This window comes from Syntrophales bacterium, assembly GCA_023229765.1.
Taxonomy (GTDB): domain Bacteria; phylum Desulfobacterota; class Syntrophia; order Syntrophales; family UBA5619; genus DYTH01.
Genome location: JALNYO010000005.1, coordinates 14,800 through 33,120 on the forward strand (window position 1 = coordinate 14,800; position 18,321 = coordinate 33,120).

At 54.1% G+C, this 18,321-nt stretch carries 11 protein-coding genes and 2 pseudogenes; 5 read left to right on the forward strand and 8 right to left on the reverse strand.

Annotated elements, in window-relative coordinates; all coding sequences use genetic code 11:
* Positions 1–94: 94 nt before the first annotated feature.
* From fdhF (M0P74_04275) to M0P74_04310, 8 genes and pseudogenes are all read right to left on the reverse strand, one after another.
* Positions 95–2,854 (reverse strand): formate dehydrogenase subunit alpha, encoded by a 2,760-nt coding sequence (gene fdhF / locus M0P74_04275; GenBank protein MCK9362801.1) that lies wholly within the window; start codon positions 2,852–2,854, stop codon positions 95–97.
* A 2-nt stretch (positions 2,855–2,856) separates the two neighbouring features.
* A complete protein-coding gene (locus M0P74_04280; GenBank protein MCK9362802.1) occupies positions 2,857–4,821 on the reverse strand; it encodes an FAD-dependent oxidoreductase in 1,965 nt (654 codons plus the stop codon).
* Between the two features lie 105 nt (positions 4,822–4,926).
* Positions 4,927–5,553, reverse strand: a complete 627-nt coding sequence (locus M0P74_04285; GenBank protein ID MCK9362803.1) for a response regulator — start codon at positions 5,551–5,553, stop codon at positions 4,927–4,929.
* 22 nt (positions 5,554–5,575) lie between these two features.
* A complete protein-coding gene (gene fdhF / locus M0P74_04290; protein MCK9362804.1) occupies positions 5,576–8,275 on the reverse strand; it encodes a formate dehydrogenase subunit alpha in 2,700 nt (899 codons plus the stop codon).
* A gap of 141 nt (positions 8,276–8,416) precedes the next feature.
* Positions 8,417–9,586 (reverse strand): annotated as a pseudogene (locus M0P74_04295) (FAD-dependent oxidoreductase).
* 93 nt (positions 9,587–9,679) lie between these two features.
* Positions 9,680–11,467: pseudogene (gene nuoF / locus M0P74_04300) on the reverse strand (NADH-quinone oxidoreductase subunit NuoF).
* Positions 11,468–11,705: 238 nt separating this feature from the next.
* On the reverse strand, positions 11,706–12,200 hold the full coding sequence (locus tag M0P74_04305; GenBank protein MCK9362805.1) for an NAD(P)H-dependent oxidoreductase subunit E: 495 nt from the start codon (positions 12,198–12,200) through the stop codon (positions 11,706–11,708).
* A 309-nt stretch (positions 12,201–12,509) separates the two neighbouring features.
* Positions 12,510–13,343: a lysophospholipase gene (locus M0P74_04310; GenBank protein MCK9362806.1), complete on the reverse strand. Its 834-nt coding sequence runs from the start codon at positions 13,341–13,343 to the stop codon at positions 12,510–12,512.
* 175 nt (positions 13,344–13,518) lie between these two features.
* Here M0P74_04310 and miaB point away from each other — a divergent pair, with 175 nt between their 5' ends.
* Genes miaB through hslU form a run of 5 tightly spaced genes read left to right on the forward strand, consistent with a single transcriptional unit; the run spans position 13,519 to position 18,309 of the window.
* Positions 13,519–14,838 carry a tRNA (N6-isopentenyl adenosine(37)-C2)-methylthiotransferase MiaB gene (miaB, locus tag M0P74_04315; protein MCK9362807.1) on the forward strand — a complete coding sequence of 440 codons (1,320 nt, stop codon included), beginning with the start codon at positions 13,519–13,521 and terminating at the stop codon, positions 14,836–14,838.
* Position 14,839: 1 nt separating this feature from the next.
* Positions 14,840–15,352 carry a bifunctional nuclease family protein gene (locus M0P74_04320; protein MCK9362808.1) on the forward strand — a complete coding sequence of 171 codons (513 nt, stop codon included), beginning with the start codon at positions 14,840–14,842 and terminating at the stop codon, positions 15,350–15,352.
* 43 nt (positions 15,353–15,395) lie between these two features.
* The gene (locus M0P74_04325; GenBank protein ID MCK9362809.1) at positions 15,396–16,340 is read left to right on the forward strand and encodes a tyrosine recombinase XerC; all 945 of its coding nucleotides are present in this window, start codon (positions 15,396–15,398) and stop codon (positions 16,338–16,340) included.
* A gap of 3 nt (positions 16,341–16,343) precedes the next feature.
* Positions 16,344–16,940, forward strand: a complete 597-nt coding sequence (hslV, locus tag M0P74_04330; protein ID MCK9362810.1) for an ATP-dependent protease subunit HslV — start codon at positions 16,344–16,346, stop codon at positions 16,938–16,940.
* Positions 16,927–18,309 carry an ATP-dependent protease ATPase subunit HslU gene (hslU, locus tag M0P74_04335; GenBank protein MCK9362811.1) on the forward strand — a complete coding sequence of 461 codons (1,383 nt, stop codon included), beginning with the start codon at positions 16,927–16,929 and terminating at the stop codon, positions 18,307–18,309. Before hslV ends, hslU begins: the two co-directional genes overlap by 14 nt.
* The last annotated feature ends 12 nt before the right edge of the window (positions 18,310–18,321 follow it).

Here is an 18,321-nt window from a genome sequence, read left to right on the forward strand (position 1 = left end):
CTTGCAGTGTAACCGGCTGCCTTGGAACGGCGGCAGTGAAAAAAACGCCGTTGAAGGGAATAACGCATCAATGTTCAGTTCCGGCAAGAAACTTTCACCGGTCCGGATCGGTGGTTGCAGGGGCAACTTTGTCTATATGTACGGCAGACACCTTGAATTCAGGAATTTTTGCAATCGGATCGAGGGCGTCGTTGGTAAGCCGGTTGATCGGAGCCTCAGAGTAGTGAAAAGTAGTGAAAAGAACGCCTTCAGGGACACGCTCGCTGACGCCGGCACGGATAAGAATCTCTCCCCGACGCGATGAAAGCGACACCATTTCTCCCTCTGCAACGCCCTGCGCTTTCGCATCGGCGGGGTTGATCTCGAGAATAGCCTCCGGCGCCAGCATATTCAAACTGGGAGAGCGGCGCGTCATTGTCCCGGTATGATACTGATATTGGATTCGGCCAGTGGTGAGTAGAAGCGGAAATTCAGCATCAATTTTTTCAGCCGCGGGACGATATTTAATCGCCGTCAATAATCCCCTGCCGCGATTAAAGGTTTTTTCGAACAGGAAAGTGGTCCCCGGATGATCAATGTCCGGGCATGGCCACTGCAGCCCGCCCTCGCGGTCGAGGCGGTCGTAGGTGATCCCGGCGTAAATGGGAATTTCTCGGCGCATCTGGTTAAATATCTGTTCAGGCGAAGAGAAGTCCATCTTAATCCCCATCAGTTGGGCAATGCGCTGAGTTATGCGCCAATCGGGGAAACTGTTGCCGACCGGATCAATGGCGGCTCGCACCCTTTGCACCCGGCGTTCGGTGTTTGTAAATGTGCCGTCTTTCTCTGCCCAGGAGGCGCCGGGCAGGACGACGTCCGCCAACTTGGCGGTTTCCGTCAGAAAGATGTCCTGAACAACGAGAAAATCAAGTTTGCGCAGGGCCGCTTCTGCATGGCTGGAGTTTGGATCGGAGAGAATTGGATTTTCTCCCATAATATACATGCCGCGTATTTTACCTTCATAGGCGGCGGGAATGATTTCGGTCGCCGTCAGGCCCGGCGCTTCGGGAATCACTTCGGCGCCCCAGGCGGCGGCGCTTCTTTTTCTGGCTTCGGGATCGGATACCAGCGCGTAGCCTGGCAGCATGTTCGGCAGTGCGCCGCAATCACCGGCCCCCTGAACGTTATTCTGACCGCGCAGCGGATTAACTCCTGTTCCCCAACGTCCGAGATTGCCGGTGATCATGGCGAGATTGGCAATAGATTTGACGTTGTCCGTCCCGGTTGTGTGCTGGGTGATTCCCATTGCGTAGAGGAAAGAAACGCGCCCCGATTTGCCGATCAGTTCGGCGGCTGCGCGGATTTCAGCAGCCGGAACGCCGGTGATTTCCGCAACCCGTTCCGGCGGATAGTTCTGAAGTTCGGCGGCAAGTTCATCAAATCCCTCGCATCGATCGGCAATGAATTTTTTGTTATGCAGATTATTCTTGACGATCCAGTGCATAATACCGTTGAGCAAAGCGACATCTGTCCCTGGTTGATGACGCAGCCAGTAACTCGCCTGATCGACAAGATCGATCTTCCGCGGATCAGCGACAATTAGTTTCGCCCTGCGGCGATCAACGGCCCTTTTGATGAAATGGGAGATGATGGGATGGTTTTCGCTGGTATTGGTGCCGATCACAAAGATGAGGTCGGCGTCTTCAATTTCCGCAATCGAGTTGGTCATCGCGGCGCTTCCGAATACAGCGGCCAGACCGGCCACGGTGGAAGCGTGTCAGAGACGGGCGCAGTGATCGACGCTGTTGGTTTTAAAGGCCTGCCTGGCCAACCTCTGGACGAGATAGTTCTCTTCATTCGTGCATCTTGCACTGGAGAGGACTGCAAGCGACTGCGGGCCATGGGTGTCGCGGATGCGCAGGAACTCCCGGGCCACCTTGGTCAGCGCCGTGGTCCAGGTGGTTTCTACAAGCTCGCCTGCTTCGTTGCGCATCAGCGGCCGGCTCAGTCGCTCCGGACTATGGATGAAGTTGTATCCGAACCTTCCCTTGGAGCAGAGCCTGCCGCGATTAACCCCGACGCCGTCTCTGGTAGTGACGCCGACCACGCGGTTATTCACCACATTCAGATCGAGCTGGCAGCCGACGCCACAGTAGGCGCAGGTCGTCTGCGTTATTTTCGTTTCCCAGGGCTTTCCCTTCTTAGCGGCCATGCGCTCTTCGATCGCATTTACAGGACAGACGCTCATGCATTCGCCACAGGAAATGCAGCGTGACTGCAAACTGGGATCCAGCATAACCGGTCTGATGACCGAGCGCGCGCCAGCGACGGTCATGGTGATGGCGCCTAATCCGCGAATCTCGGCGCATGCCTTCACGCATCTTCCGCAGAGAATGCAGCGGCTCGGATGGTAGTCCAGAATGGGCGTTGAAAACGGCTTCCAGGGATTGCTTTCCGTTTGGATGCGATACTCGCCGATATCGAACTCGGAGAGATCGTACTCGTAAGCCAGACCCCGCAGCTCGCAGTTGCCGCTAAGGGGGCAGGATGGACAATTAAGGGGATGGTTGGCGAGGATCATCTTGATCACCTCGCGGCGAAGATTGAAAAGCCTTTCCGAACGCGTCTTGACCGCCATTCCCTCGATGACCGGCGTGTTGCAGGCCGTAGTGGGCCGGTCAAAACCCTCAATTTGAACGACGCACACCCGGCAGGAGCCTATCGGTTCAAGCGCCGGATGGTGGCAAAGGGTAGGTATCCGCGCGCCGGCTTTTTTGGCGGCGTCAAGAATCGTCGAGCCTTCCGGGACGGAGACAGGCAAGCCGTCGATGCTAATCGTGATGTTTTTTTTGTCTATAGCAGGTATTGTCGTCATTTTCACTCTTCCGTCACGAACATGGCCACCCGGTAGCAGCGGAGACACCTCTGCGCCTCATGAATCGCCTCTTCGGGACTGTAGCCCTGTTCAATTTCATTAAAGTCGCCGATACGATCTGCAACCGTTCTCTGATCGAGATCGCAGCGGATTTCATCGCCGACCCGATCCACCGGCGATACAGGTAGATCCATCGCCTTAATCATCCGGTATAACAGTTCGCTTTCCGGCAGCCGCATCTTTTCCCCGCGGAGATAGAGATCGATAACTTGTGCGGCATGGATGCCATTGCCCATGGCGTCGATCAGCGCTTTAGGCCCCGTCACGCAGTCACCCGAGGAGAATATCCCGTCCTGAGAACTCATCAGTGTATCTTTATCGATCTCGACTGTACCCCATTTCGTTGCTTTAACAGGGAAATCATCGCTGGAAAAGGAAAAGTCCGTTGCCTGACCGATTGCAGGAATTACTACATCGCAGGCAAGCAGAAATTCAGAGCCAGCAACCTCGACCGGTCGTCTTCGCCCGGAGGCATCCGGTTCACCCAGGGCCATTTTGACGCAATTCATCCCGGTTACTTTCCCGTCATTAATTTCAAGCCGGAGAGGATGGGTGAGAAAATGAAACTCCACCCCTTCAAGTTTCGCATCCCTGATCTCCTCGTGGTCCGCCGGCATCTCCTTTTCGGTGCGCCGATAAACGACGCTGACCCGGGGATATCCGAGCCGCACTGCGCTGCGTGCGCAGTCCATCGCCACATTGCCGCCGCCGACCACCACCACATGCCTTCCCTCAGGAGGGATGAACTTGCCCTGGGGATGCAGCGTATTCATATCCCGGAGGAATTCGACGCCGGAAACCAGCCCGACCGGCTTTAAATCCTCTCCCGCCATGCCGACATCCTTGCTCCCATGGGCGCCGATGGCGATCAGCACCGCGTCATATTCGGAGCGAAGCTCTTTGAGGGCGATATCCCTGCCGATTCGAACGCCATAGCTGAATTCCACACCCTCGCCGGCAATTCGCTTCACCTCGGTATTGATGATGTCGCGGGGAAGCCGATAGTCAGGGATGCCGACTGCGCTCATTCCGCCTGGTTCATTCAGGGCTTCGAACACCCTTACGCTGTAGCCATTTCTCCTCAGAAAAAACGCTGCGGTCAAACCCGCCGGTCCAGCGCCGATGATCGCCACCTTTTTATTGGAGGTCAGGGGAAGGGGGACGACCTGGGTAATTTTGGTTACCGCATTGGAATAGACCTGATCGCTTGCAAAACGTTTGAGGGATTTTATCGAGACGGCAGAATCTAACTCCGCGCGACGGCAGACGGACTCGCATGGTTTGACGCAGACCCGACCGCAGATTCCGGCAAGCGGATTTTTACGGACGATGATGCTTAAGCTCTCAAAGTAGTTCCCGCTCCGAATCGCATCTATATAGCGAGGCACGTCAAGATGGGCCGGGCATGTCTCGATACAGGGGGCGGTGGCCATGGCATGATACACCCCGCGAGCCAATGGACGCCGTTCGCGGATCGCCTGTTCGAAAACTTCAGGCATGACCTCCATGGCCTTGAGCAGGGCGTTCATCGATGTATGCCCAAGTTCGCACATCGATGTATCGCGGATGACCATTGCCATTTTCCTGATTTCGTCAAGGTCGTTCTGAGAACCGAAGCCATTGGCGATGGCGCCGAGCCTGTCGGCTACAACCTGCGTGCCGACACGACACGGGGTGCAGTAGCCGCAGCTTTCATCCTGAACCTTCTGGACATAAGCCCGCAACATGTCAACTACGGGCGCTTCGCGGTCAAAAATAAAAAAGCCGTCCCAGCCGATAAACGCCCTGAGACGGTTTTCTTTCAGCAGCTTATCGACATCTGAATATGAGTCCTCTATATCAGCTTGAGAAATATTCCGATTGTCGGTGAGTTTATCCTGCCAGGAGCCGATGATCACTTTAGCCACAGCTTGTCCTCACTAATGAAGAAATATGCTTCGTAAAAAGCGGGGCGTTTATAGACCAAAAAAAAAAAAGTAACAACAAAAAAATTTGATGTTGCCGGAAAAAGATTACCAGATCTCTCTTTCAAGGATTCTGGCGATGGACATCATCTGTTTCTCATTAAGTTTGCTGACATTCTCTTCAATCCAGCGCAAATCACCGCGGGCAATCGCGCTTTTCGCCTCGTTGCTGATGTTGTAGTCTTTCAGGGCGTCGGAACCTTCCATATATAGACGGTCGAAAAAATCCGGGTCGTCCACTGTTCGCTCAAGGATCTGGAGAACGAGCGTTTCCCGGATGGCTTTTTTAGGGTTAAGTTTGCCAAGGGCGTCAAAAACCGTATTGCTGAACTCCTTGGGGGTAAAGGGCTTGGGAATATAATCGTAAGCGCCGAGCTTCATTACGTCGCGCGCCGTGCCCATCGACGGATAACCGGTGATCACAATTACGGTGAGCGTCGGATTGTCTTTGCGCAGCCGGCGGATAACCTCAACGCCGTTGAGTTCCGGCATCATGATATCGGTGACAAACAAATCGACGTCGCCCCTGCCGGCGATATCGAAACATTCCTGTACGGAGGTTGTCGTAATCACGTCCAAGCCCGTGCCAGAGAGGATATCCGTGCACGTTTTCAGGATCACCGCCTCGTCGTCCAGAATTAAAACTCTTTTGCCTTTTTCCTGCATTTTATCCATTGTTCTCTCCTTTGCAATATGATCAAGCCGCCTCTACCCGGACGGCGCAGACCTTGAATTCCGGGATCTTCCCGATCGGATCAAGCGCCGGGTTGGTCAGCATATTAACAGCAGTTTCGTGAAAATGAAAGTTCATAAAGATCGTCCCCTGATCGGAGCGGTTGGTGATTTTGGCTTTGACCCGCACCCTGCCTCGGCGGGAAGTTACCATTACCATCTGTCCGTTCGCTATCCCCAAGCCATCTGCATCGGTGGGGTTGATCTCCACGAGGGACTCGGGGCAGAGTTCTTCACTTCCCGCGGATCGCCGCGTCATGGTGCCGGTATGGTACTGATAGAGGACACGACCGGTGGAAAGGATAAAGGGATAGTCCTGATCCGGCAATTCCGCCGGGGGAATGTATTCTACGGCATGAAAGAGACCAAGCCCCCGGCTGAATCCGTCCTTGTGGAGGAAACGGGTGCCGGGGTGATCCTCGCTGGGGCAGGGCCATTGCAAGCCCTCTTCTTCAATGCGGGCGTAGGTAATTCCGCCATAAATCGGGGCGACTGAGTTGATCTCCCCCATGATTGCGCCAGACGATTGGTAAGGCATCGGATAGCCCATCTTCGTTGCGATGGCCGCAATGATCTCCAGGTCCGCCTTGGCCTGCCCCGGAGGCTGCACGGCCTTGCGGATGCGTTGGACCCTTCTTTCTGTATTGGTGAAGGTTCCATCTTTTTCGGCAAAGCAGGCGGTGGGAAGGACCACATCGGCAAGCTGCGCCGTTTCCGTCAGAAAGATATCCTGAACGATAAGCAGATCTAGATTTTTCAGAGCCTTTTCCACATGGGTCAAATCCGGATCAGAGAGCATAGGATTTTCACCCATAACATACAGGGCCCTGATTTCCCCAGACGCGGCAGCTTCCATCATTTCCATAACCGTTTTCCCAGGTTTGGGCGACAGAGAGACATCCCAGGCCTTCTCCAGAGTGCTCCGCGCATCGAGGCTCTCCACGGGCTGGTAGCTGGGGAAAACATTTGGCAGCGCCCCCATGTCGCAGGCGCCCTGAACGTTGTTCTGCCCCCGAAGGGGATCGACCCCGCCCCCCTCAATGCCGATATTGCCGCACAGCATCGCCAGATTTGCGCATGATTTAACGTTGTCGGTTCCGGTGGTGTGCTGCGTGATGCCCATCGCAAAGAGAATGGCGGCGCGGTTTGCCTTCGCATAGAGGTGCGCGGCTGCTCGCAGGTCTTGTGCCGGCACTCCGGAAATCATCTCGACTTTCTCGGGCGTGTAGCCAGCGACTGTTTGCGCCATTGTTTCAAACCCTTTTGTTCGTTCCGCAATATATTCTTGGGCGTAAAGGCCTTCGGCGATGATGACGTTCATTATGCCGTTCAGGACGGCAACGTCCGTTCCCGGTTTCTGACGAAGCCAAAGGGTCGCATAATGAATCAGGTCAACCTCCCGAGGGTCAATGACGATCAGCCCGGCGCCATGTTGGCGAACGGCTCGTTTGATGCGCGACGAGATCACGGGATGGGTTTCCGTCGTGTTGCTTCCCGTGACCAAAAGCAGGTCGGCCAGTTCGATTTCCTCAATGGAATTCGTCATGGCGCCGCTGCCGAAGGCGGCGACCATGCCGGCTATCGTCACGGAGTGGCACAGACGGGCGCAGTGATCAACATTATTGGTGCCGATAACCGCGCGCATGAACTTCTGAAAAAGATAATTTTCCTCATTGGCGCAGCGGGCCGAAGAGAGGCCGGCAATGCTGTCCGGTCCGGACTCCGCTTTAATTTTGCCAAGACGATTTGCTATGAAATCATAGGCCTCATTCCAGCTTGCTTCCGTGAACTCTCCGCCTTTTTCCCTGCGGAGCAGCGGCGCCTTCAGGCGATCCGGGTGGCCGACAAAATCAAGTCCGAAGCGGCCTTTGACGCAGAGACTTCCGCCGTTCGGCTGTTTATACGCGCGGTTGCCGGTGACCTTGACGATGCGGTTGTTATGGATATTGAGATCCATCTGGCAGCCTACTCCGCAGTAAGGGCAGGTCGTCCGCACCTTTTTCAGCTCCCAGGGCCGACCGGCGAAACGGGCCTGTTTGAACGTCAGCGCGCCCACCGGGCAGGCATCGACGCACTCGCCGCAGAAGTAACAGATCGAATCTATGTAGTCGGCAGCGAAGGCCGGGCCCACCTTCGTCCGGGCGCCGCGACCCGAAAAATCAAGCACTTCGTTGACCTGAATCTCGTTGCAGACGCGGACGCAACGGCCGCAGAGGATGCATTTGTTGAGATCCCGCTGAATCATGGCGTTGGTCTGCTCGATTTTGTGTCCCGGGGGGGCAATTTGAAAACGCGGTTTTTCGAGTCCCAGTTGATAGATAAGATCCTGCAACTCGCAGGCGCCGTTTTTTTCGCAGGTCAGGCAGTTGTGATCGCCGGAGGACCAGAGCAGCTCAATAATCATTTTTCTGGCCGCGATGACCTTGGGAGAGCTGGTGGTAATGACCATGCCGGGGCTGACCGGTGTGCAGCAGGAGGGAACGAGGGTTTTCGCATTTTCGATTTCTACAACGCAGACACGACAGGCCCCGACATCGGTGGTCCCTTCATAATGGCAGAGCGTGGGAATAGCAATGCCCTGCGCCCGGGCAACCTCCAGGATCGTCTGACCGACGGTTGCCTCGATATCTTTTCCGTCGATGTTCATGCGGACTTTGTTATCCATGTTCAGCTCCTTTTGCCCCTAAAGAGGGGATATCTTCAAAAGCTGCGACTGTTCAGTTTTTAACTCCATAATTTCAGCGGTGGCTAAGCATTTCCATACAACGGCAGGCAAACGTCGCAAGAGTGAAAGGTGTGGCGTTTTTTACAATTCCAGGTCGCACCTCAGACAACGCCGTGATTCTGCAAGGGCCTCTTCCTTTGTAAACCCGAGTTCAACCTCAATGAAACTATGTTTTCTTGTAGCGCTGTCCACCGATGGCATTTCCATCTGCGGCGCCTCTGGGGACTCCTCGTCAAGCTCGACAGGAATGACGATTTTTTCTTCCGCTGGTTCTTCCCAGGCCTGCTCTCCATTATGTTTCCGGATGGCCCCGTCTATATCTTTTGCGGCCTGATGTCCGGCGGCAATGGCGGCGATCGCCGTATCCGGACCAGATACGGCATCGCCGCCCGCATAAAATTTGGGGTTAGTCGTCTGGGATTCGCTTCCTCGGGCGAGGTCGAAACAATTCCGACTGTTTACGGAAATGCCGCTTTCCGGGGCGACAAAGGAGGGGTCGGTAACCTGGCCAATGGCGGCAATAACGGCATCAACCGCAAACGTAAAATCTGAACCATCGATGGGGATCGGCTTCCGGCGGCCACTTTTGTCAAATTCGCCCAGTCTCATCCGCTTGCAGACGATTCCGTTGACGCATCCATTTTTCCTGGCGATCTGGAGCGGAGCGACCAGAAACATGACCTTGATTCCTTCCGCTTCAGCCGCAGCAATCTCTTCGACGGCGGCAGGCATTTCCTTGCGTTCACGACGGTAAAGAATTGTCACCTCGGCGCCGAGACGAACCGCGCACCGAGCCGCGTCGATTGCGGAGTTGCCTCCGCCGATTACTGCCACTTTCGGGCCAAGGGTTTTGTGGCCTTTACTCCAGACGTCTTCGTTGGTATTGAAATCACGCAGGAACTCAACCCCGCCATAGACCCCCCGCAGGTCATCGCCGGGAATGTTCAGCGGCTGACTCTTCTGGGCGCCCGGGGCGAGGTAAACGCGAGTAAATTCAGAATCTATCTGCGATAGCGAAATATCCTTGCCGACACGGGTGTTACAGCGGATATCCACGCCCAGGGCACGGATATCGTCGATCTCCCTTTTGATGATGTCGCGGGGCAGGCGGTAGGGAGGGATGGCCCAGCGGGTCATACCCCCCGGTTCGGAAAGGGCCTCGAAAATTGTAACCTGATAGCCTCGCAAAGCCAAATCCCTGGCGGCAGTGAGCCCCGCCGGACCGGCGCCGACAATTGCGATCTTTTCCTTGCGGGTGACCGGAATTTTTTCGCTCTTCGGTCGTGAGGCATTGTCGGTGATAAACCGCTTCAGGAACTTGATGGCAATGGGCTCGTCCATCTTCCCGCGACGGCAGCGGGACTGACATTTGTGATCGCAGATCCTGCCACATATCGAGGGAAAAGGATTCGTGCGCAGAAGTACCTTGTAGGCATCCTCCAACCGCTCTGCCCTGATCAGGGCAATATAAGAGGGAATGTCCATTTCGATTGGGCAGGTATTCTGGCAGGGCGACTTGAAAAGGGCGGAGCAGACGGATGTCTGACAGTGGTGGTTGCGGATGTGATCCTCATACTCCTCCCGGAAGTAACGAATGGTGCTTAGAACAGGATTGGGGGCAGTCTGGCCGAGACCGCACAGGGCGGAATCCTTGATGGTAAGAGCCAATTCCTCGAGCAACTCTATATCACCTTCCTGGCCCTTCCCCTGGGTGATGTTTGTGAGAATCTCCAGCATTCTCCGGGTTCCTTCGCGGCAAGGGGTGCACTTGCCGCAGGACTCGTCATGGCAGAACTCCATGAAAAAACGGGCCATGTCCACGGCGCACTTCTCCTCGTTCATGACGATGAGGCCGCCCGAGCCCATGATGGCGCCCAGTTCGACGATGCTTTCGTAATCTACGGGGGCGTTAAGGTGCTGAGCCGGGATGCAGCCGCCGGAAGGCCCCCCCAACTGCGCCGCCTTGAATTTTTTCCCTTCAGGGATGCCGCCGCCGATGTCATAGATGATGTTCCCGAGGGATGTTCCCATCGGGACTTCCACGAGGCCGACGTTGTTCACATCCCCGGTGAGGGCAAAGACCTTCGTTCCCTTGCTTTTTTCAGTGCCGACGGCGGCGAACCAGGCCGCCCCGTGGATGATGATCTGTCCGATATTGGCGAGCGTCTCGACATTGTTGAGAATGCTCGGTTTTTGCCATAACCCGGAGACAGCGGGAAAGGGGGGCCTCGGCCGGGGTATGCCGCGCTTGCCTTCGATCGAGGTCATGAGGGCTGTTTCTTCGCCGCAGACGAAGGCGCCTGCGCCCTGGCACACTTCCAGATCGAATTCGAAGCCGCTTCCCAGGATATCTCCGCCCAGCAGGCCGTATTCCCTTGCCTGGGCGATAGCAATGTTCAGACGGTGTACGGCTAGGGGATATTCGGCGCGACAGTAAATATAACCACGGTGGGAGCCTATCGCCTTGGCGGCGATCGCCATGCCTTCAATAACGGCATGCGGGTCGGCCTCGAGGACGCTGCGATCCATAAAGGCGCCGGGATCTCCCTCATCGGCGTTGCAGATGACGTATTTTATCTCACCTGCGGACGCGGCGGCAAACTTCCATTTCAGACCTGTCGGGAAGCCTGCGCCGCCCCGGCCGCGGAGACCGGAAGCAAGGACCTCCTGAATGATCTTATCGGGCTTCATCTCTGTCAGGGCCATGGCCATCCCAGCATACCCGCCGCGGGCGATGGATTCCTCGATCTTTTCCGGATCAATCAGTCCCCTGTTTCTGAGCACGCGGAGTTCCTGGAGATTGAAAAAGGGGATTTCCCGGGTGGTGGAAATGACTGATCCTGTGATCGGCTCTTTGTAGAGCAGGCGCTGAAGCACACGACCTTTGACTATGTGTTCCTCAACAAGCTCCGGAATATCTTCCGGTTTGATCCGCATGTAGATGACGCCTTCCGGATAGACCACCATGAGTGGACCCTGGGCGCAAAATCCATTGCAGCCGGTTTCCACTACCTTGATCTCTTCGAGCAGGCCTCTCTGTTTCAACTCCGCATGCAGGGCTTCTTTAACGGCTATACTTCCGGAAGAGTGACAGGCCGTTCCTCCGCAAATCAACAAATGCAACCGGAACATTTCGCTCGCGCTGAAAACGCCCTCCCGCAAGGCGATTTCGGCATGAGCCTCTTCCCTGATTTTCTGCAAATCGTCAATTGTCAGCTTTTTCATAATGGCATTCCCGTCTATTCATCTTCATGAATTGAATTATCCATGTTTTTCCAATGATCGTAATGCCTTGCGAATGCTTTAGAGCCTTCCGCGTTCCTGCCGGTTTTTTGATTCCGGGGCTTCAATTTCTCTTCGGAGCGACGGATTAATCGTATTGGCTGAGCACCCCTTTGAGCTTGGAGGGTTTCATCCTGCCATGGACATCCTTGTCAACGATCAGCACCGGTCCAAGACCGCAGGCGCCAACGCAACGGACCGTTTCATAGGTAAACTTCCGGTCAGGCGTGGTTTCGGATTCCGCTACGCCTAATTCCCTGACAACAGCGTCAGCCACCGCTTTCCCGCCACGAACATAACAGGCCGTTCCCAGACAAACACGGAGGATATGCCGTCCCCGCGGCTTCATTGTAAAAAAGGAATAAAAGGTGACCACGCCATAAATGCGGCTCAAAGGAAGATTCATTCGGGCGGCGATTCTTTGCTGCACAGAAGGCGGCAGATATTCGAGGAGCACTTGCGCCTCCTCAAGCAGGGGGATCAGGGCGCCCGGTTTTTCCCTGTAAGACTGTATCAGGGCATCCAATTTTGCAACTTGTTCCACACTAAATTCACTGAGCAATTCGGGATTTTTCGGATCCATCGACCGTCCCCTTCCTCATAAATGATCAGTGCTTCTTGTTTACCAAAAAAAAGTTTTTTAACACCTCCGCAGTATCGCCGCCTTCTCGACCTGAACTCGTTCTGCCCGTAGCGCATCACGCGGGACTTGTCAATAAAAATGAGCAACCGCCGTTAACAATTTGGGGCAGCTTTAGAGCTCATTTTTGTAACGGCGTTTTGCTGATCCAGACGGCTGGGGTCGGTCTATTGCAGCCTGACATACGCCTTATAGTCCTTTGCTGTTTATACAGGGACAGAACTTTAAAAGTTCCAAGCCATTATGCCTCAATCACAGGTGTGCTGCAAGCCAGACTTCCACATCGGATAAAACGCGGTCGTGTTCCGGCTCGTTGAAAATCTCGTGGTACAGCCCGTCGTAGAAGATCAATTTTTTGTCGGCAGAGGATACCCGGTCATAAAGCATCTGCGCGCCGGAGGGCGGAACAAGGCGATCTGCGGTTCCCTGCAGGATCAATATCGGCAGTGTTATTCGGGATGCGTCAGCTTCAATCCTTTCCATTGCTTCGAGCATCTCTGCGCCCAGCCGCGCCGAAATCTTGCCATGATAAACCAGCGGATCGTCCCGGTAAGCCCTCACAACGGCAATATCCCTGCTTACCGCCGCCTCTTCCAGTTTGAGAATTCCGGTGCGGGGCAACAGAGTGGACAGAATTTTTCCGGCGAAGATCGTTAATGACGATATGTTGTCGGGAACCTTGACGCCGGGGCCCGAAAGCACGGCTCCCTGTAGTTCGTGCTGATGGGAAAGCAGGTGCAGAGAGACGATTAGTCCGCCCATGCTGTGGCCGACAAGAAAAAGCGGTTTGCCTTTTTGCAATCCGCCGATCATCCGTGAAAATTCGGCAAGCGTGTCTGTGTAATCCGTAAATTTGTCTATATAGCCGCGCAGACCGGCGGAACGACCATGTCCGGGGTGATCGGCAGCATAAACGGCATAACCAAGCGAAACAAAGCGATTGACTATGTTCATATAGCGGCCGCTGTGTTCGGCAAGTCCGTGAACCACGAGAAGCACGGCTTTTATTTCCCCTTCAGGAAGCCAGGATTGATAGTGGATTTGACGATTGCCGCTGTCCTTGAAAGAACTTTCCTGATGGTTCATCGTCTCGCCTCCGGTTGATTTTTTTGATTTTGTACGGCAATGACTCAATGGTTGTCAAAATAAACCGGAACGGCGGCAATTGCAAGCAGGGAAATTTTCCTGTTAAAAATATATTGACTATAACAACCTCCTATACTAATGAACTTGGTCTTGTTTTTGGTGAGGAAGGGGAGGCTTGGAAGAGAAAAAACTATATATTCAGACATTGGGATGCCAGATGAATGTGCAGGATGCGCAGAAGATGGCGTTTTTGATGAAAGAATCCGGGTACATAATGACCGACAATCCCGGGGATGCAGATCTGATTGTCATCAACACCTGCAGTGTCCGGGAGAAGGCCGACCAGAAGGCGTACAGCCTGATTGGGCGGTTTCGGGAGCTTAAGGAGGAAAAACCTGAGCTTATCATTGGCGTAGCCGGGTGTCTGGCCCAGCAGCAGGGAGATCATTTTTTCAAAATGTTCCCCTGTCTGGACATGGTCGTAGGGACGAACCAGATTGACAGGCTGCCCGCAATAGTCTCCTCTGTGGAACGCTCCCGACTCCGATTTGCCGACACGGCATTTTCCAATTATGTGCGCTCTCTGGATATACCGGCGCAACCCCTTGCCGGCGAGGTCAGTGCCTTTGTCACGATCATGCAGGGGTGCAACAACTTCTGCGCATATTGCGTTGTCCCGTTTTTGCGGGGGAGGGAGCAAAGCCGGCCGCTTGCCGATATCGTCAAAGAGGTGGAAGAATTAATGGGGCAGGGGATACAGGAGGTTACGCTTCTGGGCCAGAACGTGAACTCGTACGGCAAGACCCTGCCCGATAAGCCTGATTTTGCCAAATTGCTTCAGGCTATTGGCGATATCCCGGGGATAAGGAGGATTCGTTTTACCACCTCTCATCCCAAGGATTTGTCGGAGGGATTGATCGCGGCGTTTGGCAATGTTTCCGCCTTGTGCGAACATATCCATCTGCCCCTTCAGGCGGGGTCTAACCATATTCTCCGGCTGATGAAACGCGGATATACGGTGGAAGATTACAAGGAAAAAGTGGCAGCCCTGAGAAAGGCTGTGCCGGGAATAAGCATTACCTCCGATATTATTGTGGGATTTCCCGGGGAGGAGGAGGAGGATTTTGAGCAGACCCTCCAGGTGATGCGGGATGTTCGTTTTGACAACCTTTTTTCCTTCCAGTATTCCAAACGGGAGCATACGCCGGCAGTAGCGCTGGAGGGACATCTTGCAGAAAGGATAAAAAGGGAACGTTTGAAAAAGTTGCAGAAACTTCAGGAAGGTCATACACTGGAAAAGAATCTTGCGCTCATCGGCAAAAGCGAAGAGATCCTCGTCGAGGGGCGCAGTCGAAAAACGGGCAGCGAGATGATGGGGCGCACGCGCACCAACCGGATCGTTAATTTCCCCGGCAATCCCGAGCTTCTCGGGAAAGCGGTCCGTGTCAGGATTGTTGATGCCTACCTGCATTCCCTGAGGGGAGAGATGGAGTAACATGGAACAGCATGTTTTTATTGAGATGAAGGTGTCGGGACTGACTATCGATCCGATCACGAACACCCCGATTGTAATCTTAAAGGACCTTGAGGGGAAAAAGGCGGTTCCCATCTGGATCGGAATATTTGAAGCAAGCGCGATCGCGACGGAGATGGAAAAGATCAAATTTCCCCGTCCGATGACCCATGATCTGTTGAACGATATAATAAAGTTAATGAAAGGCGAGGTGTTACGCGTGGAAATACCGGATCTGCGCAACAACACCTTTTTTGCCAATATTCATCTGCTTTGGGAAGGGAAGATCATAGTTGTGGATGCCCGCCCGAGCGACGCTATTGCCGTTGCCCTGCGGGCGGGGGCTTCGATTTTCATTGATGAGAAGGTTATTGAAAAATCCCGGAATGTTGACTTCGGCGCCAAGCATTCCGATATCGGCAGCCTGGATAAGGAAAAACTCGAGGAATTTCTCGAAAACCTTTCGCCGGAAGATTTCGGAAAATACAAGATGTGACTAATTGTTTTTTCTTTCATCTTTGTATTCATTGAGGTATTAGGTGTCGTCTCTGAAAAAGGCCATTGCCGATTTTGGCCGGCATATTAGCGTGGAGAGAAACCTGTCCGGGCACACTGTGGAGGCTTATCTGGCCGACCTTAAGCAGTTTCAGGAATTCCTTATGACAAGGGGTTCCGCCGGCGCGGAAGACGACGATATTCCCGAGGATATTGTTCTGATTCGTTCCTTTCTCGTTTCACTGTATCGCAGTAAAATGAGGAAGATAACCGTTTCACGCAAGATCGCTTCCTTACGTTCTTTTTATCGTTACCTGTTGCGCGAGGGTTCAGTGAAGCTTAATCCGGCTGAACTCCTGCAATTGCCCCGGTGTGAGAAATACATACCGGCAGTCCTGTCGGTGGATGAAACGCTGGCGCTGCTCAGCGTAGATTTTTCGAAAAACGCAGCAGGAAGCAGAAACCGGGCCATCATGGAGCTCTTCTATTCCTCCGGCATCAGACTCGGAGAGCTTGTCGGCATGAACGTCGATGACCTGAGATTCAGCGAATGCCTGGTTAAGGTGAGGGGAAAAGGTAAAAAGGAGCGGATCGTTCCAGTAGGCGCTTCGGCTTTGGCCGCGCTCAAGGATTACCTCCAAATGAGGTCGGAGTTTGTCAGGGCAGCCTCCGATAAAATGGACGGGGAACCGCTTTTTTTGAATGCCAGAGGAACGCGAATTGGGCCCCGGGACGTGGCACGGGTGGTAGAATGGGTTGTTCTGCAAAGCGGCATCGGCAGGAAGATAAGCCCTCATTCCCTGCGGCATACATTTGCCACCCATCTTCTTGATGCCGGCGCGGATCTACGGTCGATCCAGGAGATGCTCGGGCACAGCAGCTTATCGACGACGCAGAAATACACGTCGGTCAGTGTCAGCCGCCTGATGGAGATTTATGACAAGGCTCATCCAAGAGCCAAAGATATGGGCAAAGAAATAGAGGGATAAAAAATGAATATTCGTGGAACAACAATTCTTGCCGTCAAACATCGGGGCAAGGTCACCGTGGCCGGCGACGGTCAGGTTACGCTCGACACGACGGTTATGAAACACGGGGCAAGAAAGGTGCGCAGGCTTTACCATGACCAGGTTATTGTCGGATTTGCCGGGGCAACGGCTGACGCCTTCACGCTGTTCGAGCGATTTGAACAGAAGCTCGAACAGTACAAGGGAAATCTGGTCAGGGCTGCCGTCGAACTGACCAAGGACTGGAGAACCGATCGGGTGCTCAGGCATCTTGAGGCATTGATGATCGCGGTCAGTCGCGATTCCTTCCTGATTATTTCGGGAAACGGCGATGTTATTGAATCCGACGATAATGTGATGGCGATTGGGTCCGGAGGACCTTATGCATTGGCAGCGGCGCGGGCGATGGTTCGTTATTCGGAGCTGACGGCGACGGAAATTGCCCGGGAGTCAGTCAAGATTGCCTCCGAGATCTGCATCTACACCAATGACCATATCACTACGGAAGAGATAGATTTAGAGGACGACAACGAATATAAACCCATAAAAGGCAAGGAAAAAGACAAAAATGGCGCAAAATGATTTGACTCCCAGAAAAATTGTCGAAAGACTTGATCAGTATATTATAGGCCAGCACGAGGCGAAGCGGGCGGTGGCGATAGCGCTTAGAAACCGCTGGCGGCGGCAGAATGTCCCGGAAGAGATGAAAGAGGAGATATCTCCGAAAAATATCATCATGATCGGCCCGACCGGCGTAGGCAAAACTGAAATCGCCCGGCGGCTCGCGAAATTAGACAATTCCCCGTTCATCAAGGTGGAGGCTTCCAAATTCACGGAAGTAGGCTATGTGGGGCGGGACGTGGAATCGATGATCCGTGATTTGCTGGAGCAGGCGATCGGGATGGTAAAGGAAGAGGAACAGCAGCGGGTTATCTCCAAGGCCTCTGAACTTGCCGAAGAGCGCCTGCTCGACATCCTGCTGCCCAGTAAACCGGCCGACGACAGGGTTGTGGAAATGGTTCCCGCAGAAGGTCAGACGTCGGAGCCAGGGACACGCGTTCTTGAAGCTGAAACAACCAGAGAGAAGCTGCGCCGGTATCTGCGCGATGGCCAGATGGACGAACGTTTTGTCGAAATAGAGATAACGGAATCCCGCAGCGGCCCGATGGTGGAAATATTCTCGGCCTCCGGCATGGAGGATATGGGATTGAATATCAAGGACATGCTCGGCAATATCTTCCCGCAGAAGAAGAAAAAACAGCGGATGAAGGTGAAAGAAGCCTTGGAGAAGCTGGTGGAAGAGGAGGCGCAGCGGCTCGTGGACATGGAGAAGGTCACCAAAACGGCGATTGAACGCGTGGAACAGACGGGGATTGTCTTTCTCGACGAGATCGACAAAATCGTCGGCGACGACGGAGCGCACGGGCCGGATGTATCGAGGGAAGGCGTCCAGCGCGATCTGCTGCCAATCGTTGAGGGTTCGACGGTGAGTACCCGCTATGGGATTGTCCGCACCGATCATATCCTGTTCATTGCCGCGGGCGCCTTCAGCTCTACAAAACCATCCGACCTGATCCCGGAGCTGCAAGGGCGCTTCCCCATTCGTGTGGAACTCGATTCGCTCGGCAAGGAAGAATTCATTCGGATACTAACGGAGCCGCATAACGCCCTTGTCAAGCAATATACGGAACTTATGGCAACCGAGGGGGTAACCCTTGTCTTCAAGGAAGACGCAATTGCCGCGATCGCCGAAACCGCGACACTGGTGAATGACCGCGCCGAAAATATCGGGGCGCGTCGTCTCCATACAATCATGGAGAGCCTCCTCGACAAGATATCCTTTGATGCCCCGGAGATGAATGCGCAGGAAGTAGTGATAGATGCCGATTACGTCGCCGAGCAGTTAGACGAAATTGTTGAAGATGAGGATCTGAGCCGTTATATTTTGTGATTTGAGAGATTG